The 22,954-nt window shown below is 66.8% G+C and carries 24 protein-coding genes, 1 other RNA gene and 1 pseudogene; 14 read left to right on the top strand and 12 right to left on the bottom strand.

Features of this window, described 5'->3' with window-relative positions; genetic code table 11:
• A partial coding sequence (locus C486_RS17470) for a CbiX/SirB N-terminal domain-containing protein (RefSeq protein ID WP_008458548.1) occupies positions 1–741 on the bottom strand: 741 nt, incomplete at its 3' end.
• Between the two features lie 156 nt (positions 742–897).
• Positions 898–1,242 (bottom strand): BsuPI-related putative proteinase inhibitor, encoded by a 345-nt coding sequence (locus C486_RS17465; RefSeq protein ID WP_008458546.1) that lies wholly within the window; start codon positions 1,240–1,242, stop codon positions 898–900.
• A gap of 215 nt (positions 1,243–1,457) precedes the next feature.
• Here C486_RS17465 and C486_RS17460 point away from each other — a divergent pair, with 215 nt between their 5' ends.
• The gene (locus C486_RS17460; protein WP_008458544.1) at positions 1,458–2,213 is read left to right on the top strand and encodes a DUF2797 domain-containing protein; all 756 of its coding nucleotides are present in this window, start codon (positions 1,458–1,460) and stop codon (positions 2,211–2,213) included.
• A 62-nt stretch (positions 2,214–2,275) separates the two neighbouring features.
• Here the strand turns inward: C486_RS17460 and C486_RS17455 are convergent, their stop codons facing one another.
• Positions 2,276–2,962, bottom strand: a complete 687-nt coding sequence (locus tag C486_RS17455; protein ID WP_008458542.1) for a hypothetical protein — start codon at positions 2,960–2,962, stop codon at positions 2,276–2,278.
• A 136-nt stretch (positions 2,963–3,098) separates the two neighbouring features.
• On the opposite strand from C486_RS17455, the gene C486_RS17450 reads away from it, so the two are divergent.
• On the top strand, positions 3,099–3,473 hold the full coding sequence (locus tag C486_RS17450; protein ID WP_008458540.1) for a hypothetical protein: 375 nt from the start codon (positions 3,099–3,101) through the stop codon (positions 3,471–3,473).
• A gap of 91 nt (positions 3,474–3,564) precedes the next feature.
• Here C486_RS17450 and C486_RS17445 read toward each other — a convergent pair whose 3' ends face one another.
• The 3 genes from C486_RS17445 to C486_RS17435 all read right to left on the bottom strand — a co-directional run bounded on the left by C486_RS17445 (position 3,565) and on the right by C486_RS17435 (position 8,120).
• Positions 3,565–5,271 carry an ABC transporter substrate-binding protein gene (locus C486_RS17445; RefSeq protein ID WP_008458539.1) on the bottom strand — a complete coding sequence of 569 codons (1,707 nt, stop codon included), beginning with the start codon at positions 5,269–5,271 and terminating at the stop codon, positions 3,565–3,567.
• Positions 5,272–5,493: 222 nt separating this feature from the next.
• Positions 5,494–6,348 (bottom strand): phosphatase PAP2 family protein, encoded by an 855-nt coding sequence (locus C486_RS17440; RefSeq protein WP_008458537.1) that lies wholly within the window; start codon positions 6,346–6,348, stop codon positions 5,494–5,496.
• Positions 6,349–6,353: 5 nt separating this feature from the next.
• Positions 6,354–8,120, bottom strand: a complete 1,767-nt coding sequence (locus C486_RS17435; RefSeq protein WP_008458535.1) for an ABC transporter substrate-binding protein — start codon at positions 8,118–8,120, stop codon at positions 6,354–6,356.
• Positions 8,121–8,362: 242 nt separating this feature from the next.
• Here C486_RS17435 and C486_RS17430 point away from each other — a divergent pair, with 242 nt between their 5' ends.
• The 3 genes from C486_RS17430 to C486_RS17420 all read left to right on the top strand — a co-directional run bounded on the left by C486_RS17430 (position 8,363) and on the right by C486_RS17420 (position 9,906).
• Positions 8,363–8,641, top strand: coding sequence for a ribonuclease P protein component 4 (locus C486_RS17430; protein ID WP_008458532.1), 279 nt, complete (start codon positions 8,363–8,365; stop codon positions 8,639–8,641).
• Between the two features lie 96 nt (positions 8,642–8,737).
• On the top strand, positions 8,738–8,986 hold the full coding sequence (locus tag C486_RS17425) for a YhbY family RNA-binding protein (RefSeq protein ID WP_008458530.1): 249 nt from the start codon (positions 8,738–8,740) through the stop codon (positions 8,984–8,986).
• A complete protein-coding gene (locus tag C486_RS17420) occupies positions 8,983–9,906 on the top strand; it encodes a mechanosensitive ion channel family protein (RefSeq protein WP_049910682.1) in 924 nt (307 codons plus the stop codon). Before C486_RS17425 ends, C486_RS17420 begins: the two co-directional genes overlap by 4 nt.
• Positions 9,907–10,147: 241 nt before the next feature.
• Here C486_RS17420 and ffs read toward each other — a convergent pair.
• Positions 10,148–10,459, bottom strand: an RNA gene (gene ffs / locus C486_RS20610) — signal recognition particle sRNA.
• A gap of 433 nt (positions 10,460–10,892) precedes the next feature.
• Here ffs and C486_RS17415 point away from each other — a divergent pair.
• From C486_RS17415 to C486_RS17385, 7 genes are all read left to right on the top strand, one after another.
• Positions 10,893–11,837 (top strand): 1,4-dihydroxy-2-naphthoyl-CoA synthase, encoded by a 945-nt coding sequence (locus tag C486_RS17415; RefSeq protein WP_008458526.1) that lies wholly within the window; start codon positions 10,893–10,895, stop codon positions 11,835–11,837.
• Positions 11,838–11,879: 42 nt separating this feature from the next.
• The gene (locus C486_RS17410) at positions 11,880–13,085 is read left to right on the top strand and encodes a DUF7350 domain-containing protein (RefSeq protein WP_008458524.1); all 1,206 of its coding nucleotides are present in this window, start codon (positions 11,880–11,882) and stop codon (positions 13,083–13,085) included.
• A gap of 66 nt (positions 13,086–13,151) precedes the next feature.
• Positions 13,152–14,096, top strand: coding sequence for a 1,4-dihydroxy-2-naphthoate polyprenyltransferase (locus tag C486_RS17405; protein WP_008458522.1), 945 nt, complete (start codon positions 13,152–13,154; stop codon positions 14,094–14,096).
• Positions 14,093–15,190: a mandelate racemase/muconate lactonizing enzyme family protein gene (locus C486_RS17400; RefSeq protein ID WP_008458519.1), complete on the top strand. Its 1,098-nt coding sequence runs from the start codon at positions 14,093–14,095 to the stop codon at positions 15,188–15,190. The genes C486_RS17405 and C486_RS17400 overlap by 4 nt, the downstream gene beginning before the upstream one ends.
• On the top strand, positions 15,187–16,809 hold the full coding sequence (locus C486_RS17395) for a class I adenylate-forming enzyme family protein (protein ID WP_008458518.1): 1,623 nt from the start codon (positions 15,187–15,189) through the stop codon (positions 16,807–16,809). Before C486_RS17400 ends, C486_RS17395 begins: the two co-directional genes overlap by 4 nt.
• Before the next feature lie 78 nt (positions 16,810–16,887).
• On the top strand, positions 16,888–17,691 hold the full coding sequence (locus C486_RS17390) for an NRDE family protein (protein ID WP_008458516.1): 804 nt from the start codon (positions 16,888–16,890) through the stop codon (positions 17,689–17,691).
• 72 nt (positions 17,692–17,763) lie between these two features.
• A complete protein-coding gene (locus C486_RS17385; protein ID WP_007108567.1) occupies positions 17,764–18,114 on the top strand; it encodes a helix-turn-helix transcriptional regulator in 351 nt (116 codons plus the stop codon).
• A gap of 78 nt (positions 18,115–18,192) precedes the next feature.
• On the opposite strand, the gene C486_RS17380 is transcribed toward C486_RS17385, so the two are convergent.
• The 4 genes from C486_RS17380 to gatC all read right to left on the bottom strand — a co-directional run bounded on the left by C486_RS17380 (position 18,193) and on the right by gatC (position 21,177).
• Positions 18,193–18,981: a formate/nitrite transporter family protein gene (locus C486_RS17380; protein ID WP_008458514.1), complete on the bottom strand. Its 789-nt coding sequence runs from the start codon at positions 18,979–18,981 to the stop codon at positions 18,193–18,195.
• A 104-nt stretch (positions 18,982–19,085) separates the two neighbouring features.
• Positions 19,086–19,499 carry a hypothetical protein gene (locus C486_RS17375; RefSeq protein ID WP_008458512.1) on the bottom strand — a complete coding sequence of 138 codons (414 nt, stop codon included), beginning with the start codon at positions 19,497–19,499 and terminating at the stop codon, positions 19,086–19,088.
• A 128-nt stretch (positions 19,500–19,627) separates the two neighbouring features.
• On the bottom strand, positions 19,628–20,896 hold the full coding sequence (gene gatA / locus C486_RS17370; RefSeq protein ID WP_008458510.1) for an Asp-tRNA(Asn)/Glu-tRNA(Gln) amidotransferase subunit GatA: 1,269 nt from the start codon (positions 20,894–20,896) through the stop codon (positions 19,628–19,630).
• Between the two features lie 2 nt (positions 20,897–20,898).
• Entirely contained in the window at positions 20,899–21,177 is a 279-nt protein-coding gene (gene gatC / locus C486_RS17365) for an Asp-tRNA(Asn)/Glu-tRNA(Gln) amidotransferase subunit GatC (RefSeq protein ID WP_008458508.1), read from the bottom strand.
• Positions 21,178–21,366: 189 nt separating this feature from the next.
• On the opposite strand from gatC, the gene C486_RS17360 reads away from it, so the two are divergent.
• Entirely contained in the window at positions 21,367–22,356 is a 990-nt protein-coding gene (locus C486_RS17360) for a transcription initiation factor IIB (protein ID WP_008458506.1), read from the top strand.
• A 128-nt stretch (positions 22,357–22,484) separates the two neighbouring features.
• A complete protein-coding gene (locus tag C486_RS22620; protein WP_008458504.1) occupies positions 22,485–22,610 on the top strand; it encodes a hypothetical protein in 126 nt (41 codons plus the stop codon).
• Between the two features lie 122 nt (positions 22,611–22,732).
• Here the strand turns inward: C486_RS22620 and C486_RS17355 are convergent.
• Positions 22,733–22,954, bottom strand: a pseudogene (locus C486_RS17355) (nitrite reductase); the annotation flags it as partial.

Genomic DNA, 22,954 nt, shown 5'->3' with positions numbered 1-22,954 from the left:
GTACCAGATCCGGTGGCCGTCGACCGTGGCAGGGACGTCCCAACCCAGCCGGTAGTCCTCGGTCAGGCCCATGTCCTCGGGGATGTCCTCCTGGGTGTGGTACCCGTCGGCAATAAAGAGCGGGACGACGACGATGTCGTCGCTCTCGAAGTACTCCGTAACGTCGTCAACCTCCGGCGCTTCGTCCATGAACAGCGCCTTTACCTCGTCGAAGCGGTCGCGCTCGGCGATGCGGTTGCTGTGGTACTCGATGGCCTTCGCGGAGTTCTCATTGCGGTCAGTGCCGTGACCGACGACCGAGAGGCCGACGCCATCCCCGACATCGGGGTCCTCCGTCGCGGTTTCGGCCCGCTGGACGATCACGTCGGTCATCGCGTCGTGGGTCCCAACCGGCCCGCAGTAGTGGATGGTCTTCCCGACGTCAGTCGCCTCGAGCGTGGCCTGGGAGGCGCTGGTCCCGTCGGAGTCCCACTTCTCGGGGTCCCAGTCGTCGAGTCGGAGCTCTCGCGGGATGACCTGTTCGGTGAAGTACCCCTCGCTGATAAAGAGGGGAACGACGAACACCTCGTCTGCCTCGAGCGTTCGGATCACCTCGCGGAAGTGGGGCTCTTCCTTCCAGAACGCTTCGCGGACCTCGTCGAACGCGCCCGTCTCGCGGATCGTGTCCGCGTGGGCGTAGGTCGGGTCCGAAGCGTCCGGATTCAGATGCGATCCGTGTGCCGCGATGACCAGCGCTTGCATGGTCGACCGTTCGGACGGAGCCGGTATATACCCTATGGAGAAGCACAATAGTTCCCCTCCGAGAACTGAAACAGAATTCTCGCTCATCTAAAACTAGTTCCGGAAAGACGAACTATCGTGCCACGGTCGTCGTTCCGACCGGCGTGTCCCGGCCGTTCATTCCACGACAGTGACCGTGGACGTCGCCTCGCAGTCCGTCTCCCGAGCCTGCAACGTCGCGATCGCAGTGTACTCGCCCGGATCGGGGTCGGACCACTCCGCCTCGTAGGTCGTCGCCTCGCCGGGCTCGAGTTCGTCCGAACTGAGCACCTGCGCGAACATGCGACCGTCGCTGAACCGCCAGACCTCGCTTCCGTCATCGACGAGCACGAACTCCGCCTTACAGCCGTCCGTGAACGCGAGTTCGACGGGCTCGTCGCCCGTATTGGTGACAGTAAACACGAACAGGACAACGTCACTGGACTCGTCGGCCGTCGTCTCGAGTGTACCCTCGAGTGTCATGAACGGGGGGTTCGGCCCCGTGGCGCATAGGTCTTCTCCGTGGCCCGTACTCGATCGCGGTGGCGCGTTCCGTCGAGCGGACGGCGTGAGGACACGTGTGGCCGTCGTCTCAGTATGTCTGCGACGGGAACCGCATCCCTGACGCCGTACCGCGAACGGAGTGGGCCGGTCCCGGGAGCGCTACGTCTATTTGGGTCTGGCTCCAACTCGAGTCCGTGCAACTGGTCGGCTACGAACCGAGCGGACGGGGATCGGCGCTGTTGCTCAGCGACGGCAGCGGCGACATCGAACGCCGTTCGCTCGCGGCCGGCGACGACCTCGCGTACGCGCTCGGGGATCGTCACTGTGCCGGCACCGTCGTCGACGGCGACCACGTCTCCTGTGATCGGTCGTCGGCACCCTACTGCGACTACCACACGCACACGTGGGTCTGTGCGCGTTGTACCGGGACCTGCCTGAAAGACGAGATGGACTGTGACGAGGAACACGCGGTCTACATCGCGGCCTTCGCTCCGGATACGTTCAAGGTCGGCGTCACGAAACGCCACCGGCTCGAGACCCGCCTGCGCGAGCAGGGAGCCGACCGCGCGGCCCACGTTCACACCGTCTCGAACGGTCGGATCGCCCGCGAACTCGAGGCCGACATCGCGACCCGGCTCGTCGATCGCGTTCGAACCGGGCCGAAGGTCGCCGCGCTCGCGGCCCCGGTCGACGAACCCGCCTGGACGGCCACCCTCCGGGAGTTCGACGTGATCGACCGGTTCGAGTTCGACTACGGGATGGCACTCGAGACCCGGCCGGTCCGCGAGACGATCGCGTCGGGGACCGTCGTCGGCGTCAAAGGCCGACTGCTGGTCCTCGCGAACGGCGGGACGACCTACGCCGTCGACATGCGCGATCTGGTCGGCTACGACCTCGAGACGGGCGGGTCGGATCGGAGCCGCCAGGCATCGCTCGGCTCATTCGGCTAACGCTCGCTCGGCGGCGCACTCGGACCCCCGTTTCGGCGACTCGACGGCTGTGAGCGGTTCGATCAGTCGGGAACGTACTCGAGTTTCGTATCCCCCGTCGGACCCCAGTCCGCTCGACGCGCCGCCTCGATGTCGTACTCGATACGGTAGGGCGTTTCCCGTCGCCAGTTGCTCGCCGAAAGGTGCTCGCGGACCCGCCGCGTGGCAACGTGGTAGCCGTCGCCGCGGTGCAGATACGCGTACTCGAGGTCGATGACGTCCAGGTGTGCGTGGAGCGCCACTCGATCCGCGTTGAGTTCCCAGACGTGGACGTGCGTCCACGCGTCGCCCAGCCGCGGCCGGCGAACCGAGCGGTCCGGAGCGACGAGTTGACCGCCGTCGCTGTCCCACGCTGCGGTCGGTGCGTCCGGGAGGACGCGGGTCCAGCGCGGGTTCTCGAGGCCGGCCAGTTCGGCGTCGATCGCGGCGAGGGCTCGTTGCTCGCCCGGCGCGGTGACGTGCATATTGATCGGCATCGTGACGCTCCAGTTCCCGTCACCGTCCGGCTGGTAGACACAATTGGGGTACTTACGTTCACGATCCGCTCCGGGACCGGGCGGCGACCCCGGTCCCGCGGCCACCGATTCACACTGCCCCGGTCGCTCCGGCCTGCCGACGCCGCTTCCGAGCGGGCTGTCGTCGCGGTGGTAGTCGCATCGGCGCTCGAGACCGCCACTGATCGGGGGGGTGTGAGAACGATCGTCGTCCATACGCCAGCTACTGGTTCGTCTCGGGTCGGTGTTGTGCAGGCATTGCGCGCCGGGCGACCGCGGCGGCGGGACGCCGGTCGGTGCGGGCATTCGAAACATGGCAACCCTTTTCCCTCACGCAACGGAATCCGATGGTATGACGGACGAAAACGACTCCCCTGACGGAGACGCAGGCGAGGACAGCGAGGAGAAATCCTTCCGCGAACGCGTCGAGGAGATCCGCGAAAAGCGAGCCGAGGAAGGCGACGGCGAGGGTGAGCCACCCGAGAGCCCGTTCGGCGGCGGCGGTGGCGGTCCCGGTGGCCCCGGTGGCATGGGCGGCAACCCGTTCGCGCAGATGATGGGCGGCATGATGGGCGGTGGCGGCCCCGGTGCCGGTCCCGGCGGCCCGGGCGCTGGTGGACAGGACGAGAGCAACGAGGAACTCGTCCGCGAGGTCCGACAGATGCGCGACGAACTCCGCGACCAGACCCGCGCACTGAAGCGCATCGCGGACGCACTCGAGGACTAACACTAACGGCCGTTCGTCTCGGTTTTGTCTCCACGCCCACTTCCCGAGCCGCGGCGCATCCGTGCCGTCTCGGGCGCGGTGATCGGGTCGGTTACTGTCTGACCCGAAGCCGGCCGTGATCATCGTATCGGAAGCCAGCGGCTTCGAACGCCGCCTTCGCCGCATCGACATCGACCTCGCCATCCGAGCCCAGGAACGGTGTTTCGGGATCGGTGCCATGCCACTCGAGGCTCTCGGGGACCCAGTCGTCGGTGACCGGGGTCGCGATGGGACGGGCGTACCCGTGGAACACCTCGTCGACGAGCCACTCTTTGTCGACTAATCGCGCGAGTAACCGCCGGAACCGGTAGTTGCTAAACGGCGCGTCGCGGGTGTTGAACCCCAGACAGTAGAACGTCCACGACGACGCGTCGCGCATCGCCGCTCCGGTCGGGGTCTCGACGCCGTCGATGTCGGCCGCGCCGAGCGGGGGACCCGTCGCGTCGGCGTCGCCGTTCGCGACGACCTGTGCCGCCGTGTCGCCGCTCGGATGGATGTCGAGACGACACTCGTCGACGGTCGGTGCCGGGAGATCGACCCCCGGGCGACGCGTGAAGTGATCGTCGAACCGCTCGAGGACCAACTGGGCTCCCTCGGTCCGCCCGCCGAACTGGAAGGGGCCGCTCCCGATCGGCGGGATGTTGTTCGTGGCGACGGCTTCCGTCGTCCCCTGGGCGACGCTGGGGCCGCCGGGCCCCACGACATCGACCGCCCGCTCACGCCAGTGGTGGGCCGGGAGTATCGGCACGAGAAGCGCACGCGTCCCGACCGCCGGCGACGTGTCGACCGAGAGTTCGACGCGGTGGTCGGAGCGAACCTCGACCGACTCGACGGCGTCGACCTGGCCCCGGTACCGGGGTGCCGGCGAGGGCGTGTCATGGTTGCCAAGCGAGGTATCCTGGAGGAACCGATACGTGAACGCGACATCGTCGGCGGTCACCGGCTCGCCGTCGTGGAACTCACAGCCGTCCCGGAGGGTCACGTCGACGGTCCGACCGTTCCACTCCCACGAGTCGGCGAGCCAGGGTTCGACAGGGCCGTCGCCGTTCTTGGTCGCCAGCGAGTCGTACAGCAGCTCCGTGATCGTTCCACGACCGCGGTAGTCGGTCGCGATCGGATTGCAGTTCTCCGTGAGCCTGCCGTCGAGATTGGCGAGTCGAAGCGTATCGACGCCCGCGGCCGGCTCGAGGCCGAGGTAGCCGTGGCGAGTCGCCGGGTGGCCCTCGTCCCAGCCGTCGAACCGGTCCGTCCTGACGACCCGATGTTCCTCGGGGACACAGAGCGGGACGAACGGCTGCTCGGTCGCGATCGCCTCGAGCATTGCCGTGACCGCCTTGCGGCGCGCGTCACCCTCGGCGGTTCGCTGCGCCATGAGGTGGTCGTCGATGGTCCGGTTAGTGAAGCCGAACGGGTTCTGCCACCCCGATTCGTCGACATACCGCGAGTACAACGCCTCGTAAAGGAAGTCCGGATCGGTCCCGCCCGGATGGTGACCGATGCAGATCTCGAACTCGTGGTCGTACAGTACCGCTCGGCGGAACTCGATGTCCGAGCGGAGGTCGAGGGATACGTCGACCCCGACGGCCGTGAGGGTGTCCTCGAGATGCCGCGCGATGCGGATAGCCTGTCTGTCCGCGTCCGCGGGGACCGTCGTGATCGTCACGGAGAGCTGTTGGATGTCGTCCGTGCTGACGATGTTCCGGACCTGCCGAAGACAGCCGCTGCTCGAGACCGTCAGTCCCGCGGTCGCCGCCAGCATGGCTCGCCGTCCGAGGGGCTTGCTGTCACCGCCGCGGCGCTCTTGATTCGGGGCGGTCCGTCTCCTGTTCATTTCGTTCGTCTATCATAGTTGGAGAGCCATGTTATAACAGTATTATGCTCTTCCAACAGCACGCGACCACCGTGATCGCGGTACCGGATGGGGACGGAGCCGGGTCGTGGCTCTCGGCGCACGGTCACCGCCCGGACGTGTGACCCGCAGTTACTCGCTTCGGTCCAGCCACGGGAGCCGGTCCTCGAACCGCTCGCCGAGGAGTTCTGTGACCGACCAGCGACCGACGAGTCGGTCGGAGAGGACGACACAGAGCGCTGCAAGCAGCATTCCGGCGACGACGTCGATCCCCCAGTGGATGCCGAGGAACATCGTCGAAATCGCGACGCTGGCCGCCAGCACGACCGCGACGGGGAACCACTTCGGGAACGTCGAGCGCGTTATCGCCGCGAACGTGGCAACGGTCGCCGAGATCGACGTGTGAAGCGACGGGAAGACGTTGGAGTTGCTGTTGACCTCTCGAGTGAGGTACTGATACTGCGGATTGTTCTCGAACAGCATCGTTTCCGCCACTTCGTGCGGCATCACGTTTCGAGGGCCGTACGCGATGACGAAGATGTAGAGGACGAGTCCGATCACGTAGTTGAGCGCGTACGCCGTTAACAGCCGGCGGAACATTCGCGTGTCCGGCAGCGTGAAATACGCCAGAACCGGGAAGACGACCAGGAAGACGTAGCCGTACACGTAGATCGACGAGAAGTACGCCGTCGTCTCCGGCGTAGCGATCGACTGGAAGAGCAGGATGAACTCCCCCTCGATGTTGTAAAAGCTCGCGGTGAGGTGAAACCCGATCTCCCGCGAGAGACGCGGTGCACGCTGTCTGGCAAAGCGGTTGATCAGCAAGACGATGAGCAAGACGGCGATCGTCGGTGCTGCCGTTTTGAGGCGAGTTCGCCACTCCGATCGTGTCCGTATGAGGCGCTCACGACCGACGAAAAGAGCGATCGCGATTGGGAGGAGAATCCCGACTACGACGACGACCTGAATCAGCACCTCGGCGAGCATCGCTCCTAATAGCCCCCAAGCAGTCGCCCGTTATCATCGTATCGGAACCCGGCTCGTTCGAAGGCCATTTTCGCAGCCTCGACGTTAAGATCGCCGTCAGTGCCGGCAAACGGCGTTACCGGATCGTCGCCACTCCACTGGAGTCGCTCCGGAACCCACTCGTCGCTGACCGGCGTTGCCACGGGCGTTGCGTTCCCGTAGAACACGTCCGTGACGATCCCTTCCTTGTCAATCAGTTGCGTGATTGCCCTGCGAACGTGCGGGTTGCTGAAGGGTGCGTTCCGGACGTTGAACCCGAGGTGATAGAACGTACGCGATGGGGAGCGGAGCTCCTCGAGGTCCGACGAGTCCGGGACCAGCGGCAACGAATGCGGACTGAGCATCGTCGCCGTGACGTCCGCACCGCCGTCTTCGATGCGGGTAATCGACGAGTTGCTCGAGGGATCGACGGAGAACTGCACCTCGTCGACCGTCGGCTCGGGGAGGTCAACGGCGTCCCGTAGCGTGAAGTGGTTCTCGAAGCGCTTGAGGACGAGCGACTCGTCTTCGGATCGGCTATCGAACTGGAAGGGGCCGCTCCCGATCGGCGGGATGTTGTTGCCCGAAACGACGGCCCACCGTCCCTGCGGTGCGGTGAAATCGTCGCCCGTGGCGTACTGATCGATCAACTCGAGCCAGACGTGTTTGGGCAAGACCGGCACGGTAAACGCCCGCTTGACGGCCTCTCGACCGCCCGACGCGGTGATCATGACCTCGTAGTCCCCGTCAACGCTCACGGTTTCGATTACGTCTGCCCGACCCCGATACCGCGGTGCCGGCGACCGAACCGGTGCTCGTCCCCACGACGTATCGTTGAGGAACGTATACGTAAAGGCGACGTCCGCGGCGGTCACGGGCTCTCCGTCGTGGAAGTGACATCCCTCTCGGAGCCTGACCGTTGCCGTTCGCGTCGTCCCTTCGTCCGCCGTCTCGGAGTCCGATTCCGCCGTCGTCTCCGCGATGTCCCACGACTCGGCGAGCCACGGTTGGACGTCGCCCTCGTGTTCGGTCCCCAGGGAGTCATAGAGCAGGTCGATGGTCGTCCCGCGGTTCCGGAACGTCGCCGAAAGCGGGTTGAGGTTCCGGGTGATCCGACCGTCGGTGACGAGCGCGTGCAATCGATCGACGCCCGCGGCCGGCTCGAGACCGAGATAGCCGTGGCGAGTCGCGAAATGGCCCTCGTCCCAGCCGTCGAACCGGTTCGCTCGGGCGACGCGGTGCTCCTCGGGGATACAGATCGGGTCGAAGGGTTTCGCCTGTGCCAATCCCGACAGGACGTCCTCGACGTGTCGCTTGCGCTCGTCGCCGTCGGTTCGACGCTGGTGCTCGAGATGTGTATCGAAGGACATGCTGGTGAACCCGAAGGGGTTCTGCCAGCCGGCCTCGTTTGCGTACGTGGAGTGGAGGGCTTCGTAGAGGAAGTCGGGATCGTAGTCGGCGGGATGCCGGCCAACGTAGCAATCGAAATCGTGCTCGAGCAGGACGGCTTCCAGCAGTTCGGACTGCGATCGCATGTCGAGCGAGACGTCGATACCGACCTTCTCGAGGCGAGCCTCGAGCCGACGGGCGATACGGATGTTTTGCCGATCCGCGTCCGCGGGGACCGTCGTGATCGACAGCGAGAACTGCTCGTCGCCGCCCTGATCGACGACGCTCTGGACGCGGTCGATACAGCCGCTCGTCGCGAGGGTCGCGCCGGTTACGCCGGCGGCCAGAAACGACCGTCTGCTCACGCCGTCGTCGGGCGGGGAGGGGTTCCAATTCATACTGTTATGTAACACCCAATCTCATCTGATATATAACAATATTGCGTACTCCATCGAACACGAGGCCGAGTAAAGAATCTTTTCAATCAAAACTACAGTCGCCACAGCCGTGGGAAGCGTGGGATTCGCTTGCAACTGTCCACGCAGGGCCGGCTCTCATCCCGTCGTCGGAGCGCAACATCAATAGGCCGACCGACCAAAAGGCGGGTATGGATATCGCCGCCGAACGGATCGAGCGCCTGCACAGCCTGGCTCGAGCGGCGGCGGCGGACGGCGCGACCGATCGGGCTCGATACTACGTTCGGCTCGCTCGGCGGGTCGCGGAGCGAAACCGGCTCACGTTGCCGCGGGCGTTTCGCCAGTTTACCTGTGACCGGTGTGATGTGTACCTTCGCCCGGGGAAAAACGCCCGTGTGAGAGTCCGGGACGGCCACGTCGTACTCACCTGCGACTGCGGTGCACACGCCCGGTATCCCTACGAAGGATAATCACTGTTCTACGCTCCAGGTCGAGCCCGACTGCCCGGTTGTCCGGTCGCTACCGAATCGAGAAGATTGAAGCGCCTCGGTTCGTTACTCGAGGCCATGGATAAACAGGAACTCAAGCAGCGAGCACACGATCTCGACGTGACCGTCTGGGTCGGCAAGAGCGGCGTCGACGCTGTCGTCGACGAACTCGACGATCAACTCTCGGATCGGGACCTCGTGAAGGTCAAATTCCTCCGTGCCGCCCGTGCGGGAAGTTCGACCGAGGAGAAGGCGGCCGATCTCGCCGACCGTGTGAACGCCGAACTGATCGAGACGCGCGGTCACACGGCAGTCCTCCATCGATGAGCGGCCGGCTGGGATTGCTCCCGGGACAGGTCCTCGGACCGATCGGTCGCAGCCTCGAGGAGTTCGGGTTCACCGCGGCGCAGGCCACTGCCGCGGAGAGTGCGATCAAGTTCGTCATCGCGCTCGTCGCGATCTGGCTCGTCGGCCGACTCGTCCTTTTGCCACTCGTTCGCCGAGCGCTCGACCGACGGCAGATCGACGAGCACGCCCAGAATCCGCTGTTGATGCTGACGCGGTTCGGCATCGGCTTCGGTGGCGTCGCGGTCGCCTTCGGGTTCGCCGACTACGGGAACTTCCTCGTCTCGATGGCCGGCATCGCAGCGGCCGGGGCGCTCGCTATCGGGCTCGCGATGCAGGACGTGATCTCGAACTTCGTCGCCGGCGTGTTCATCTACACCGACAAGCCGTTCCGTATCGGCGACTGGATCGAGTGGGATGACGGCACCTATTCGGGCACCGTTGAGGACATCAGCCTCCGCGTGACCCGCGTCAGAACGTTCGACAACGAACTGCTGACCGTTCCCAACTCGGCGCTCACCGACGGCGTCCTTAAGAACCCCGTCGACGCCGACAAACTCCGGCTGAAGTTCGTCTTCGGGATCGGCTACGACGACGACATCGAACGGGCGACCGAGATCATCGTCGCGGAAGCGAAGCGCCACCCCGACATCATGGACGACCCTGAGCCGTCGGTGCGACTGACGGAACTCGGCAACTCCGACGTAGGGCTCCAGTCGCGGTTCTGGATCGCGAACCCATCCCGCGCCGACTTCGTCCGGACGCGAGGCGAGTACGTTACCGCGGTCAAACAGCGCTTCGACGAGGAGGGGATCGACATCCCCTACCCGGTTCGGACCCTCGAGGGCGGTCTCTCCTTCGAGAGCGGCGACGGACAGGGTGTCGTCCAACCGGCCGAATAACGCGCCCAGCAGTCGTCGTTTCGGCGTCACCACTCTTCTGGTCCAGCCGCTCCGATCGTCGGGAGCGCGGCTCGAGATCGTGAGAGTCGCGAGCAACCGCTGGGAGCGAGCGGACCGACAGCTGCTGTGCCGCATGACTCGCGGGAACGACGGAACGGAAAGCGGATGCTTGTAATCGAAATTATACCGAGCGAGCAAGGCGCGTAGCGCCGCCGCTCGCACAGAGTGAAACGTCGTATGAATGCGGACGACCGCGGTTGCCCGGCGTTCCGGCCGGGGGAATCTCGGTTGCCTTCTCCACCCCGCGACCCGTCGAGCGACAGGTGTCCGGCGGTCCACTGCTCGCTTCCGCGCCTGATGGGCTGTCGCCGACTAACCACGATGGGTCGTCCCTGCGGACGGCCATCGTAGACCGCTGTCCCCGACGGACGAGGCTTCTCTGTTGGCTCCCGAGGCCCCGGTCGGTCTGACCGGACGCCCTCGGTGTTCGGTCCCCGCTAATGACCATAGCGCGGGTAACGAGCAGGGCCAAACTGCCCGACCTAGTCCACTCATTGGTAGGCGATCGTGACTTAAGGGCCTTTCGTCTCTTGGATCGGCGGTGTCCAGATTCGGATTGAACGGTGAGACAGCGCGTTTGCTGCGTGTCCATGTCGGAAAACGCTACTTCAACGGTTGTCCCGACCGGCTCGAGTGAGGTGTTGTGAAGCGAGAGGCAACAGCGAGCTCGACATCCAAGAGCCGGCGCTGGCGGAGTTGCAGTTCGAGTAATGGCGATCGAAACGCAACTCGAGCCGGCCGACTGGGTTCCCGGCAGCATTCCCCTCCGTGAGTTCAACACGCAGTCGAGCACGCCCAGACGGAAAGACGGCCCACGTCGGGCTCCCCGGACGGCGACGGGCGACGACCCGTGGTTCACTGGTGGCCGATCGATGGGACGGTCGGACGCGAACCTATTTCATGTCCGGCACACCAACGTCGGACAAATGGTTTCGGCACTCTTCGACGCGGACCGGTGGGAGCCGATCGATGACCTCGATCGCGAGTTACGGGACGTTACGTACCATCGCGCAGTCGATTCCGGAACAGTCCGGATCGCGTTCGACCGGCCCGACGTGCGCAACGCCTTCCGGCCGGGGACCGTCGACGAACTCTACGACGCGCTCGACCACGCCAAGCGACAGACCGACGTGGGCTGTATCCTGCTGACCGGGAACGGCCCGTCCTCGAAGGACGGCGGCTGGGCGTTCTGTTCCGGCGGGGACCAGACGGTTCGCGGTGAGGACGGGTATCAGTACGAAGGTGACGAGGAGGGCGAGGCGCAAAGCGCCTCGGAAGACGCGAGCGGACAGGGTCCGCGAGCGCGGGCATCGGAGCAGGGGCGGCTCCACATCCTCGAGGTGCAGCGGTTGATCCGTCACATTCCGAAGGTAGTCGTCGCCGTGGTGCCTGGCTGGGCCGTCGGCGGGGGACACTCGCTGCACGTGGTCTGCGATCTCACGCTCGCGAGCGAGGACCACGCGAAGTTTCTGCAGACCGATCCCGACGTGGCGAGCTACGACGCCGGCTTCGGCTCGGCGTACCTCGCCAAACAGATCGGCCAGAAGAAAGCCCGCGAGGTGTTCTTCCTCGGAAAGACCTACGACGCCGAGGAAGCCGTGGAGATGGGCATGGTCAACGAGGCGGTGCCCCACGAGGAGTTAGAGGCGACCGCCCTCGAGTGGGGCGAGCGCATCAATGCCAAGAGCCCGACGGCGATGCGGATGCTCAAGTACGCGTTCAACATGACCGACGACGGCATGGTCGGCCAGCAGGTGTTCGCCGGCGAGGCGACGCGGCTTGGCTACATGACCGACGAGGCCAAGGAGGGCCGGGACGCCTTCGTCGAGGGCCGAGACCCGGACTTCGACGACTTCCCGTGGCACTACTGACGCGGCCGAACGGAGACCACAGCGGACGAAGCCAGAGCTGACATGCACCGACGAGCGTTCCTCCGACGGGCGACCGCGCTCCCGGCAACGCTGGCCGTCGCGGGCTGTGCGGCACCAGGTACCGGGTCCGACGGGAGCGACGGCAGCACCGACGGAGAAGGGAACAGCGATGAGTTGCGGGACGGAGCGGGCACCGCACCGATCCCGCGGATCGAGGACCCGCCCGAGGCGGTCTACCTCCCCGGTCACCGGAAGTCGATGCAGGTCCTTGAGCCGGTCGCGGCCGGCGATTACACGCTCACGCCGATGCTCACGTATCCGCATCCGTTCTGGACCGTCACCGGGACCGACCGGCACCGCGTCGACCCGACGGCCGGTCGCGGCGTCCACCTCATGCTCGTGTGCTGGGATCGGGAGACGGGAATCGTCCTCCCCGGGGACGCCGAGCCGAGAGTGACGATCACACGGCGGGGCGAGCGGGTCGCGTCCCGACAGCTCTGGCCCATGCTCTCCCAGGAGATGGGCGTTCACTTCGGCGACAACCTCACGCTGCCGGCGGACGACACCTACGCCGTCAGCGTCGACTTCCCGCCGCTCCCGACTCGACGGACCGGCTCCCTCGCGGACCGATTCACCGAGGGCGGGACCGCGACGTTCGAGTTCGCGTACGATCGGGCGTTCCGCGAGGACGTGGTCGAGGGGATCGACCTGCTCGAGCGGGAGCGCTGGGGCGACCGCGGGGCGCTCGAGCCGATGACACACGGCGGCGACGGGAGCGCGAACGCCGCCCTCCCGTACTCCGCGCTGCCGCCGGCCGCCGACGTGCCCGGCACGCGGCTGGTCGATCCGGACGGCACGGCCGGCGCGACCACCGGCAGCCTCCCCAGCAGCGGCGACGCGACGTTCGTCGTGACCCTACTCGAGTCGGGGTCCCGGCTGGCCGACGGTGACGGTCGATACCTGCTCGTCTCGCCGCGGACGCCGTACAACCGCGTTCCGCTGGTGAACATGTCGCTGCGCGCCGCCGTCCGCCGCAACGGGACCGAAGTCGGCGACAGCCCTCTCGAACTGACGGCGACGCTCGACGCCGCGGTCGGCCTGCACTACGGCCGCTCGGTGACGGACGTCCGGCCGGGCGATTCGGTCACGCTGACCATCGCGTCGCCGCCGCAAGCGGCCCGCCATCAGGGATACGAGACGGCCTTTTTCAGGATGGAGCCCCTCGAGTTGGTAGTCCCGCCGGCGTAACGCGGCGGTCCCGTCGGCGTCCCGCAATGCCAACGTTGACACTCTCTCGAGTGGGACACTCGTACAATGAGTTCGGCCGAGGTCGAAATCTCACGGACGAAGGCGTGGCTAATGGCGGCCCGCCCCCAGACCTTGCCCGCGGCTGCGGCCCCGGTCATCGTGGGGACGGGGTTGGCAGTCCACGAGGGCGTGTTCGCGCCGCTGCCGGCGGTGATGGCGTTCGTCGGGGCGGCACTGATTCAGGTCGGGACGAACTTCGCAAACGACTACTACGACGCGATAAAGGGGGCCGACACCGAGGACCGCGAGGGCTTTACCCGCGTCACCCAGTCGGGGCTCATCTCCCCCGAACAGGTCAAGCTCGCGACCATCGTGACGTTCGGACTGGCGATCCTCACCGGCACCTACCTCGTCTACGTCGGCGGGCTCCCGATCCTCGTCGTGGGACTCGTGAGCGTCTTTTGTGGGTGGGCCTACACCGGCGGCCCCTATCCGCTGGGCTATCACGGACTGGGCGACCTCTTCGTGTTCGTCTTTTTCGGAGTGGTCGCCGTGACGGGGACCTACTACGTCCAGGCCGCGGCCGTCCTCGCGGAGCCGCTTTCGACGGCGGTTCCCGACGGCACGGTTACGGGCGCGGCCGTCGCGGCGAGCCTGCCGGTTGCGGGGCTCTCGACGGCAATCATCATCGTGAACAACGTTCGCGACAGGGAAACCGACGCCGAGACCGGCAAGCGGACGCTGGCGGTCCGGCTCGGCTACCGGTGGAGCCGCCTCGAGTACGTCGCCATGCTCGCGCTCGCCTACGTCGTCCCCGGCTGGTTCTGGCTCCGGACGGACGTCGGACCCGGCGTGTTGCTCCCGCTGGTGACGCTCCCCTACGCCGCGATGGTCGCCCGCACGGTCTGTACGCGAACCGACGGTGAGGCGCTCAACCCGGCGCTCGAGCAGACGGGCAAACTGCTCGCGATGTACGCGATCTGTTTCGCCGGCGGGCTGGTGGTGCTATGAGCCCGCCCGATGAGCTCGAGTTGGAGTATCGGTCGTTCTCGCTGGCGCTGGCCGAGCCACTCGAGACGGCAGACGGGACGATCGAGAGTCGGGACGGCTTTCTCGTTCGGCTGGTCGACGGCGGCGCACCGGGTGGGAACGGCCCCGGCGGCGGGTCGGCCGTCGGCTACGGCGAAGCGACGCCGCTGTCGGGCTGGACGGAGTCGCGCGAGGACTGCGAGCGAGCGCTCGAGCGCGCACGCGACGCGATCCGGACCGGCGGCCCGAGCGAAGCGCTCGAGGCGGTCGACCGGCAGGTCGCGGCCCGACACGCACTGGCGCTTGCGCTGGCGGACCTGCAGGCGACCCGCGAGTCGACGCCGCTGTACCGCTATCTCGGACAGGGACCGATGGTTGGCCGGGTGCCGGTCAACGCGACGATCGGCGACGGATCGCCGGCCGAAACCGCCGGCGCGGTCCGTGCTGCCGTCGATCGCGGCTTCGACTGCTGTAAGCTCAAAGTCGGCCTCCGGAGCGTCGCTGCCGACATCGAGCGCGTCCGGCGCGTTCGCGAGACCGTCGGCGACGGCGTCGAACTGCGGGCCGATGCCAACGAGGCTTGGACCTACGAGGAGGCCCGGTCGGCGATCGAAGCCTTCGGCGACCTCGGCGTGTCAGTCCTCGAGCAACCGCTGCCCGGGGGAGCGCTCGAGGGCCATGCCGCCCTCCGCAAGCTCCGGACCGGCGTCTCGGTCGCGCTCGACGAGGGGTTACTCGAGCACGGCGTCGACGCGATCTGCGATGCCGGGGCGGCGGACGTCGTCGTCCTGAAACCCATGGCGCTGGGTGGGATCGACGTGGCCCGCAAAGTCGCGGCCTGGCTGACTGAACTCGATATCACGCCGCTGGTGACGACCACGATCGACGGCGTCGTCGCCCGAACGGGCGCGGTCCATCTCGCGGCGGCGATCCCCGACGTGCCGGCCTGTGGGCTCGCGACTGGCGATCTGCTCGCGACCGATCTCGGTCCCGATCCCGTGTTGCTCGAAAAGGGTGCGGCCGTCGTTCCGCAGGCGAAAGGGCTCGGTGTCTCGGGCGTGTGGGGGGGGCGATGACCGCACCGATCGGCTGGCCGACGCGCGATCTGGTCACCCACCGCGTTGCGGCGACGCCACAGCGGACGGTGCTGCGCGACGTCGAGACCGATACCGAATGGAGCGTCCGCGACCTCGACCGCCGCGTCGAGCGCGTCGCGTGCGCGCTCGAGGACCGCGTTCTCGAGGGGAGCGGCTCCGGGCGCGGCGGCCCCGAGCGGATCGGTTTCCTCATGGACACTCGTCCCGCCTTCGTGACGCTCTTTTTCGCCGCGATGCGGATCGGCACGACCGTCGTTCCACTGAACGTCCGCGAGACGACCGGCGAACTCGCGGCGAAGACCGACCGAGCGGCCGTCTCCGCGGTGGTCTGCGAACGCGAGACCGAAGCCGCCGCGATCGAACTCGCGACCGAGACGGAGGGGGAGGGAGTCGACATCGTCTCGGTGGACGAGCCGGAGCGAAAGGGAACGCGGTCGCTGGGTCCCCTCGAGCCGAGCACTGTCCCCGGCTCCGATCTCGAGTCCCGGTCAGTCGAGCCGCGGACGCTCGAATGCGACGAAACCCACCTGCTCATGTTCACGTCCGGAACGTCCGGAGAGCCGAAAGGCGTCCGGCTGACGGTCGGGAACCTCGTCGCGAGCGCGACCGCGTCGGCGTTCCGGCTCGGCCTCCGACCGGGCGACCGATGGCTCTGCTGTCTCCCGATGTACCACATGGGCGGCCTGGCTCCCGTGGTCCGATCGGTGCTGTACGGGACGACGGTCGTGATCCAGCGCGAGTTCGACGCAGAAGCGACCGCGCGCGTGCTCGACGACGGTGTGACCGGCGTCTCGCTCGTCCCGACGATGTGCAAGCGGCTGCTCGACGCCGGCTGGGAACCGGCCGACGCCCTGCGGTTCGTCCTGTTGGGCGGCGCGCCCGCCTCCGAGGAGTTGCTCGAGCGGTGTCGACGGACGGACGTGCCGGTCTATCCGACCTACGGGATGACCGAGACGGCATCGCAGATCGCGACGGCGACACCCGCGGAAACCGAGGCACACGCGGGGACCGTCGGACAGCCGCTGGTCGGGACCGACGTCTCCGTCGTCGACGAGACCGGTGCGACGGTCGAGCCCGGCGAACCCGGCGAACTCGTCGTGTCCGGGCCGACCGTGACGCCGGGGTACCTCGACGACGAGCGGACGGCAACAGCGTTCGGCGAACGCGGCCTCCACACCGGCGACATCGGCTATCGAGACGCGGACGGCAGGCTGTGGGTACTCAACCGCCGCAGCGATCGCATCGTCACTGGCGGCGAGAACGTCGATCCTGGCGAGGTTGTCGCCGCGCTCCGGGACCATCCCCGAATCGACGACGCCGCGGTGGTCGGACTCGCGGATGAGGAGTGGGGGGAGCGCGTCGCCGCGCTCGTCGTTCCCGACCCGGCGACGACTCGGCGGACAGGCCCGGACGCCGAGCGACTCCTCGAGCCCGGGTCGCTGCTCGCCCACTGTGACGAGCGCCTCGCCGGGTTCAAGCGGCCGAAGACGATCGGAATCGCCGACGTGCTTCCACGGACGGCCTCGGGAACCGTCGACCGCGAGGCGGTTCGGGAGCGACTGCGTGAGGACGGAACGGACGTCACCGACGCGGCGTGATCGCCGCTCGCCGTCCACGGCCCGTCGAGACTGCCGCTGGAACCGAAGTTAAGTCGATGGCGTACCTATCCTCGTCCCGTGTGTACGCTCACCCTCGCCTGGCAGGTCTTCGACGACGCGCCGGTCGCGGTCGCCGCCAACCGCGACGAAGCGCTGGGTCGGGACTCGACTCCGCCCGCCGTCTACGCCGAGGAGCCGCTGATCGTCGCGCCGCGGGACGCCGAGGCCGGCGGCACGTGGATCGGCTACAACGAGCACGGCGTCTTCGCCGGGCTCACGAACAAGTGGACCGACGCGGACCTCGCCGGCGACCGCTCTCGCGGGCACCTCGTCGCCGACGTACTCGAGGCGCGATCCGCCGCCGCGGCGAGATCGATCGTCGAATCCGCGACCGATGCCGACGAGTACAGCGGCTTCTATCTCGTCGTCGCCGACGCGGCGGACGCGTTCTGTTACCAGTGGGACGGCGCGCTCTCCCTGACCGAGTTCGAACCTGGCGTCCACGTCGTCGTCAACGTCGCAGTCGACGACGACATCGACGTGCCATCCGTTCGGCCCGACGCGGGTCGGGAACAGGCGGCCGACGCTCGAACGCTGCGAGCGACGCTCGCAGCCGAGTCGGGCGAGACGGCCGCCGACTGGCTCGAGCGAGCGGGCGATGTCCTCGGCGATCACGAGTACGGTGCCTGTATCCACCGCGACGGGTTCGGGACGCGGTCGTCGTCGTTGATCGCGCTCGGCCCCGGGACGACGCGGTACGATCACGCGTCGGGGCCGCCCTGTCGGACTAGCTACGAGGCGGTGACCGTCACCGGGGCGGCCGCCGATGTCGCTGACGGGCGACGCGACGACGGGGCGGTCGACCGCGAAGGGCACATTTAAGCGGCTCGCACTATCTCGTATGGGTATGGACGCACTCCTGCCAGTAGCGACGCACACGGCGAGGTGGTCACCGTGAGCGTGTCCGCGGCCGAAGCCGAACTCACCGACGACGAGCGGGCCGGTCTCGAACTCGTTCGTGAGTCCGGCGGCATCCACCAAAGCGACTTCTGGAAGGAACTGGACGTCTCCTCGCGGAAGGGCAGCCGGATCGTCGAGTCGCTCGTCGAAAAGGAACTCGTCGATCGGGAGGAGACGGTCTACGACGGCCACAACACCTACTACATCTCGCCGACCGCTCGAGACCTCGATTTCACCCTCCTGATGGCCGGTGACATGCTCTCGCCCTTTATCGGCGAGGAGGAGGTCGACCCCAACAGCGACGCCTTCTCGCAGTGGATCATGAACCTCGCCTACGAGGAGTAACCCGTCGACGGACGCTCCGTCTCTTTCATCGATTGCCGTCCGGGTCGACAGTCGCTCGAGCGTGGACTGTCGCGTCGGTCAGTCGTCGCGTCCCTCCGCACCTCGCACCTGCGCGACGTGAGTGAACGTGACCAGGCCGATGCCGCCGACGACGTTGCCCGCGGCCGAGACCACGACCGTCACTCCGAGCGCGCCGGAACCGATCGCCGCGTCGAAGAGGTATCCGAAAAAGACGTGGATCGCGGTGACGATCACGTGGTCGAAGGGGCCAAGCGCCAGCAGGAAGCCGACGAGATAGGCCAGCGTGAGACGGCTCCCGACGCTGTCGGCCGCCGCCAGAAGGAACGACAGCAGGCTCACGAGTGCCCCACCGACGATAGCGCTCGCGAAGATTCCCCTCGCGGGTCGATTGACGATCCCCTCGGCGGTTCGGGACAGCGCGTGTGACGACTCCGGCGGAAGCACGCCCTCGACGGCGAAGACGACCGCGAAGAGAAACCCACCGAGGAGATTGAACACGAGCGTGACCGCCCACAGGCGACCGATCGGGGCTAGCAGCCACGTGTCGTCTCGAGCGGCCGCCGCCGCGACCGGATCGAAGAAGTTCTCGTTGAACAGTTCCGCGCGGCCGACGACCAGAAACACCATGCCGACACCGAAAGTGAGCGCGCCCGCCACGTGTGCGGCCTTGCCGAACTGCGGCTCGATGAGCCCGTCGACGACGCCGAGCGCGACGATACCGAAGACGATCGTAAACCCCGCGATGAAGCTGGTCGCGGCGAGTTCGAGCAGCGACTGCTCGAGTCGCCGGTGCCCCTCGTCGACGGCGCGGTCGAATACCTCGGCAGGATCCGGCGCGGTGGACACGGACTAGGTACGGTTCGTTGCTGAATAAGGGCGAGACATGAATACGCCGGACGCCGATGCATCGGGAATCGGGCCGGAACTCGGCTCGGGCGGCCCGGTGTCGGTCACTCGTAGAGAGCGAATCGCTCGATGAGAACGAACGGATCACGGTCGCGGTTGTAGTAGGGCACGTCCCCGTCGACGGCCTCGATGAGTCGCCGATGGACCTCACGCGCGGCCCGACCCTCGTTGGGTGCTAGGTGATGCGTGCCGCGCATGTCGGTCCAGAACCCGCCGTCGAGCCAGAGCAGGGTTTCGTCGCTCGACTGGTAGACGACCTCGCCCTGCTCGGTCAACCCGTCGATTGCGAACTGGCGGCCGGTGAGTTGCGCGCGAGCGAGGACGGCGATGAGCTGGCGACGCGAGACCGGCGCGTGGAGCGCGACGTCGTCGATCGTCTCGTCGAAGTACGCCTCGACGAGATCGCAGGCCCGCGAGAACTCGTCGAATTGGACTTCTTGATTCCGTGTAATCTTCATGGCGTTCAAACCGACCGGGTGTTCGATTGGAATACTGTTAGCAAAATCGGCATAAAAATCTAGGCCTCGAGCGTCGCCGTTGCCGCCGCCGTCGGAGCGCCGGTCCCGGCCGCTGGCGCTTTGCGGTCTCAGGCGAGCGCGCTCGCGGCGCGGATCAACCGCTCCTCGCCGAACGCGGGGCCGACGAGCTGGAGGCCGACGGGAAGGCCGTCGGTTTCGCCCGCCGGAACCGAGATCGCCGGCAGATCGGCGAGGTTGACCGGCACCGTGTTCGCGTCGGCGAGGTACAACTGGAGCGGGTCGTCCAAGCTCTCGCCGAGTTCGAACGGCGGGACCGGCATGGTTGGGCTCGCGAGGACGTCGGCCTCGGAAAGCGCCTCGTCGAAGTCCTGTTTGACCCACGCGCGAGCGTCCTGGGCCTTCTTGTAGTACTTGTCGTGGTAGCCCGCCGAGAGCGCGTAGGTTCCGAGCAGGACTCGCCGCTTGACTTCGTCGCCGAACCCTTCTTCGCGGGCCCGGGCGAAGGTCTCGTTCCAGTTGCCGTCGTAGCCGCCCGAATGCCCGTAGCGGACGCCGTCGAACCGCGCGAGGTTCGAGGACGCCTCCGACATCGCGATCACGTAGTAGGCTTCGACGGCGTGTTCGACGGAGGGCAGGGAGACTTCGTGGTACGTAGCGCCGCGCTCCTCGAGTTCGTCAAGCGCCTCCCAGAACGTCTCGACGACGCCCTCGTCGGCCCCCTCGAGCAACTCGGTGGGAACGCCGATCGAGAGCCCGTCGACGTCGCCGGTCGCGGCGTCGGCGTAGTTCGCGTCGTCGCCCTCGCTGCGAGTGGTCGCGTCGCGGTCGTCGCTGCCGGCGATCACGTCGAGTAACTGTGCGGCGTCCTCGACCGTCTCGCCGAAGGGACCGATCTGCTCTAAACTGTTGCCGTAGGCGATGAGGCCGTATCGCGAGACCAGCCCGTACGTGGGTTTGATGCCAACGACGCCACAGAAGGCGGCCGGACAGCGGACCGAGCCGCCGGTGTCGGAACCGAGCGCGAGGTCGGCCTCGCCGGCGGCGACGGCGGCCGCTGAGCCACCGGAGGAGCCACCGGGGACGTGGCCCGGGGCGGCGGGGTTGTCCGTCTCGCCGAAGTAGGAGGTTTCAGTGGTCGTTCCCATCCCGAACTCGTCCATGTTGGCCTTGCCGACGATGGTCGCACCGGCGTCTTTCAGCCGCGAGACGACCGTCGCATCGTAGGGCGGAACGTAGTCCTCGAGCATCCGGGAGCCACAGGTCGTCCGGACGCCGTCGGTCGAGATGTTGTCCTTGACCGCGACGGTTTTGCCGGCCAGCGGGCCGTCCTCAGCGCCTTCGATCCGCTCCTCGGTGATGAAGATATCGTCCGACATGATCACGAGACGTTGGGGCCTTTGAAGTAGCCGTCCTCGGTTGCCGGCGCGTTCTCGAGTGCGGCCTCGCGCTCGAGGGAGGGTCGTTCCTCGTCGGGACGCATCACGTTCGTGAGGTCGGCTTCGCGATCGACTTCCGGCACCTCGTCCAGAGTCTCGAAGTACTCGAGGATGTCCGCGAACTGCTCGGTGAACCGGTCGACCTCGTCGTCGTCGAGGTCGACGCGAGCCAAATCCGCGACGTGGCGGACTTCCTCGGGACTGACGGCGTCGTCGCTCATACGTGTTCGCACCGGCCTCCGGAGAGTAAGGGTTTCGATACGGTCGGGAGGACTGTGACCCGTTCCGACGGGCGGGTGCCGGACGACGCCGCTCCGTCCCCGACGTCGATCCAAGCGTTTAAGTGACAGTAATTCGTTACGACCGGACGAGAGAACGTTTTCCAGCGGCAGGTTCCCGATTCGTCGACAATGACAGACAACCCCACCCGAACGCAGATCGACGAGCGAACCCGGACCGCGCCCGAAACCGAGAGCGACGCGTCGGCCGAAGCAACCACTGAGCGAGCGCACTGTCCGGAGTGTAACGGCCGGCTGGTCGCCGACGACGAACACGCCGAGACGGTCTGTGCGGACTGCGGGCTCGTCGTCGCGGAGAGCGAGATCGATCGCGGCCCCGAGTGGCGCGCCTTCGATGCCGCCGAGAGAGACGAGAAGTCCCGCGTCGGTGCGCCGACGACCAACATGAGACACGATCAGGGGCTCTCGACGAACATCGGCTGGCAGGACAAGGACGCCTACGGGCAGTCCCTGAGTTCCCGCCAGCGCGAGAAAATGCAGCGTCTGCGTACCTGGAACGAGCGGTTCCGCACTCGCAACTCCAGAGAACGAAACCTCAAGCAGGCACTGGGCGAAATCGACCGCATGGCCTCCGCACTCGGCCTCCCCGACGACGTTCGGGAGACGGCCAGCGTCATTTACCGCCGCGCGCTCGAGGACGACCTCCTGCCGGGGCGCTCGATCGAAGGCGTCGCGACCGCATCGTTGTACGCCGCCGCTCGCCAGGCCGGAACCCCGCGTAGCCTGGACGAAATTTCGGCCGTCTCCCGGGTCGACAAAGCCGAAGTCGCCCGAACCTACCGGTACGTCGTTCGCGAACTCGGGCTGGAAGTACAGCCGGCCGATCCCGAGAGCTACGTGCCCCGCTTCGCCAGCGACCTCGACCTCGCCGACGAGACCGAACTGCGCGCTCGCGATCTCCTGACGACGGCCAAGGAAAAAGGGATTCACAGCGGCAAATCCCCCGTCGGCCTCGCCGCTGCGGCGGTGTACGCCGCCGCGCTCCTGACGAACGAACAGGTCACCCAAAACGACGTCAGCGAGGTCGCGAGCATCTCCGAAGTGACCATCCGGAACCGCTACCACGAACTGCTCGAGGCCGAAGACGGGGCGGCGGCCTGACCGCCGTCGCGACCGGATCGGTCAACCCGATATTGTCGCGTTCCAATACTGTCTTACTCGACGAACAGTCACGAGATCGATATTTTAACCGGTCGATACTCAAGGGCGGTCGTGGCGACCGTAGCGATATGCACTGTGACAACTGCGATTCCGATGCGGTCGCGTACACGTTGACGACCTACGTCGAACCGGACGGACGGGAGTCGGTCGAACTCCACTTCTGCTCGACCGATTGTCTCGACGTCTGGACCTGACGACGCTCCGCCGTCGAACGCACCACCGGTCACGACGCGTCGGTTTCGAGGTCTCGGCTCGAGTCCCACTCGGCGACAGGTGGCGTCACGCGCAAAAAAGTCGACCGGACACCCGGTTCCGCTTACGGATCCGCGTTGTAGATGTCGCGGGTGGGCTCACCGCTGACGTCGATGATGCCGAGGGCACCGCGGCGAGCGGCGCGGGTCAGCGCGTGGTCGACGATCTTGACCGGCCCAGGGACGGGAAACTCCATCTCGGCCGCCGCGGTGGTGCCGGGAGCGACGGGTGCGGTTTCGACGTTGCGATCGGGGGCGGTCAGGAGGTCGCCGTCGCGGTAGAAGCG

This window comes from Natrinema gari JCM 14663 (genome assembly GCF_000337175.1).
GTDB lineage: Archaea > Halobacteriota > Halobacteria > Halobacteriales > Natrialbaceae > Natrinema > Natrinema gari.
The sequence above is the reverse complement of the archived record's forward strand: the minus strand, read 5'-3'. Positions and strand labels throughout refer to the sequence as shown.

Coding starts and splice junctions, on each gene's coding strand:
- C486_RS17465 (WP_008458546.1), bottom strand. CDS start 1,242: ATGACACTCGAGGGTACACTCGAGACGACGGCCGACGAGTCCAGTGAC.
- C486_RS17455 (WP_008458542.1), bottom strand. CDS start 2,962: ATGGACGACGATCGTTCTCACACCCCCCCGATCAGTGGCGGTCTCGAG.
- C486_RS17450 (WP_008458540.1), top strand. CDS start 3,099: ATGACGGACGAAAACGACTCCCCTGACGGAGACGCAGGCGAGGACAGC.
- C486_RS17445 (WP_008458539.1), bottom strand. CDS start 5,271: ATGCTGGCGGCGACCGCGGGACTGACGGTCTCGAGCAGCGGCTGTCTT.
- C486_RS17440 (WP_008458537.1), bottom strand. CDS start 6,348: ATGCTCGCCGAGGTGCTGATTCAGGTCGTCGTCGTAGTCGGGATTCTC.
- C486_RS17430 (WP_008458532.1), top strand. CDS start 8,363: ATGGATATCGCCGCCGAACGGATCGAGCGCCTGCACAGCCTGGCTCGA.
- C486_RS17425 (WP_008458530.1), top strand. CDS start 8,738: ATGGATAAACAGGAACTCAAGCAGCGAGCACACGATCTCGACGTGACC.
- C486_RS17420 (WP_049910682.1), top strand. CDS start 8,983: ATGAGCGGCCGGCTGGGATTGCTCCCGGGACAGGTCCTCGGACCGATC.
- C486_RS17415 (WP_008458526.1), top strand. CDS start 10,893: ATGGTTTCGGCACTCTTCGACGCGGACCGGTGGGAGCCGATCGATGAC.
- C486_RS17410 (WP_008458524.1), top strand. CDS start 11,880: ATGCACCGACGAGCGTTCCTCCGACGGGCGACCGCGCTCCCGGCAACG.
- C486_RS17405 (WP_008458522.1), top strand. CDS start 13,152: ATGAGTTCGGCCGAGGTCGAAATCTCACGGACGAAGGCGTGGCTAATG.
- C486_RS17400 (WP_008458519.1), top strand. CDS start 14,093: ATGAGCCCGCCCGATGAGCTCGAGTTGGAGTATCGGTCGTTCTCGCTG.
- C486_RS17395 (WP_008458518.1), top strand. CDS start 15,187: ATGACCGCACCGATCGGCTGGCCGACGCGCGATCTGGTCACCCACCGC.
- C486_RS17375 (WP_008458512.1), bottom strand. CDS start 19,499: ATGAAGATTACACGGAATCAAGAAGTCCAATTCGACGAGTTCTCGCGG.
- gatA (WP_008458510.1), bottom strand. CDS start 20,896: ATGTCGGACGATATCTTCATCACCGAGGAGCGGATCGAAGGCGCTGAG.
- gatC (WP_008458508.1), bottom strand. CDS start 21,177: ATGAGCGACGACGCCGTCAGTCCCGAGGAAGTCCGCCACGTCGCGGAT.
- C486_RS17360 (WP_008458506.1), top strand. CDS start 21,367: ATGACAGACAACCCCACCCGAACGCAGATCGACGAGCGAACCCGGACC.
- C486_RS22620 (WP_008458504.1), top strand. CDS start 22,485: ATGCACTGTGACAACTGCGATTCCGATGCGGTCGCGTACACGTTGACG.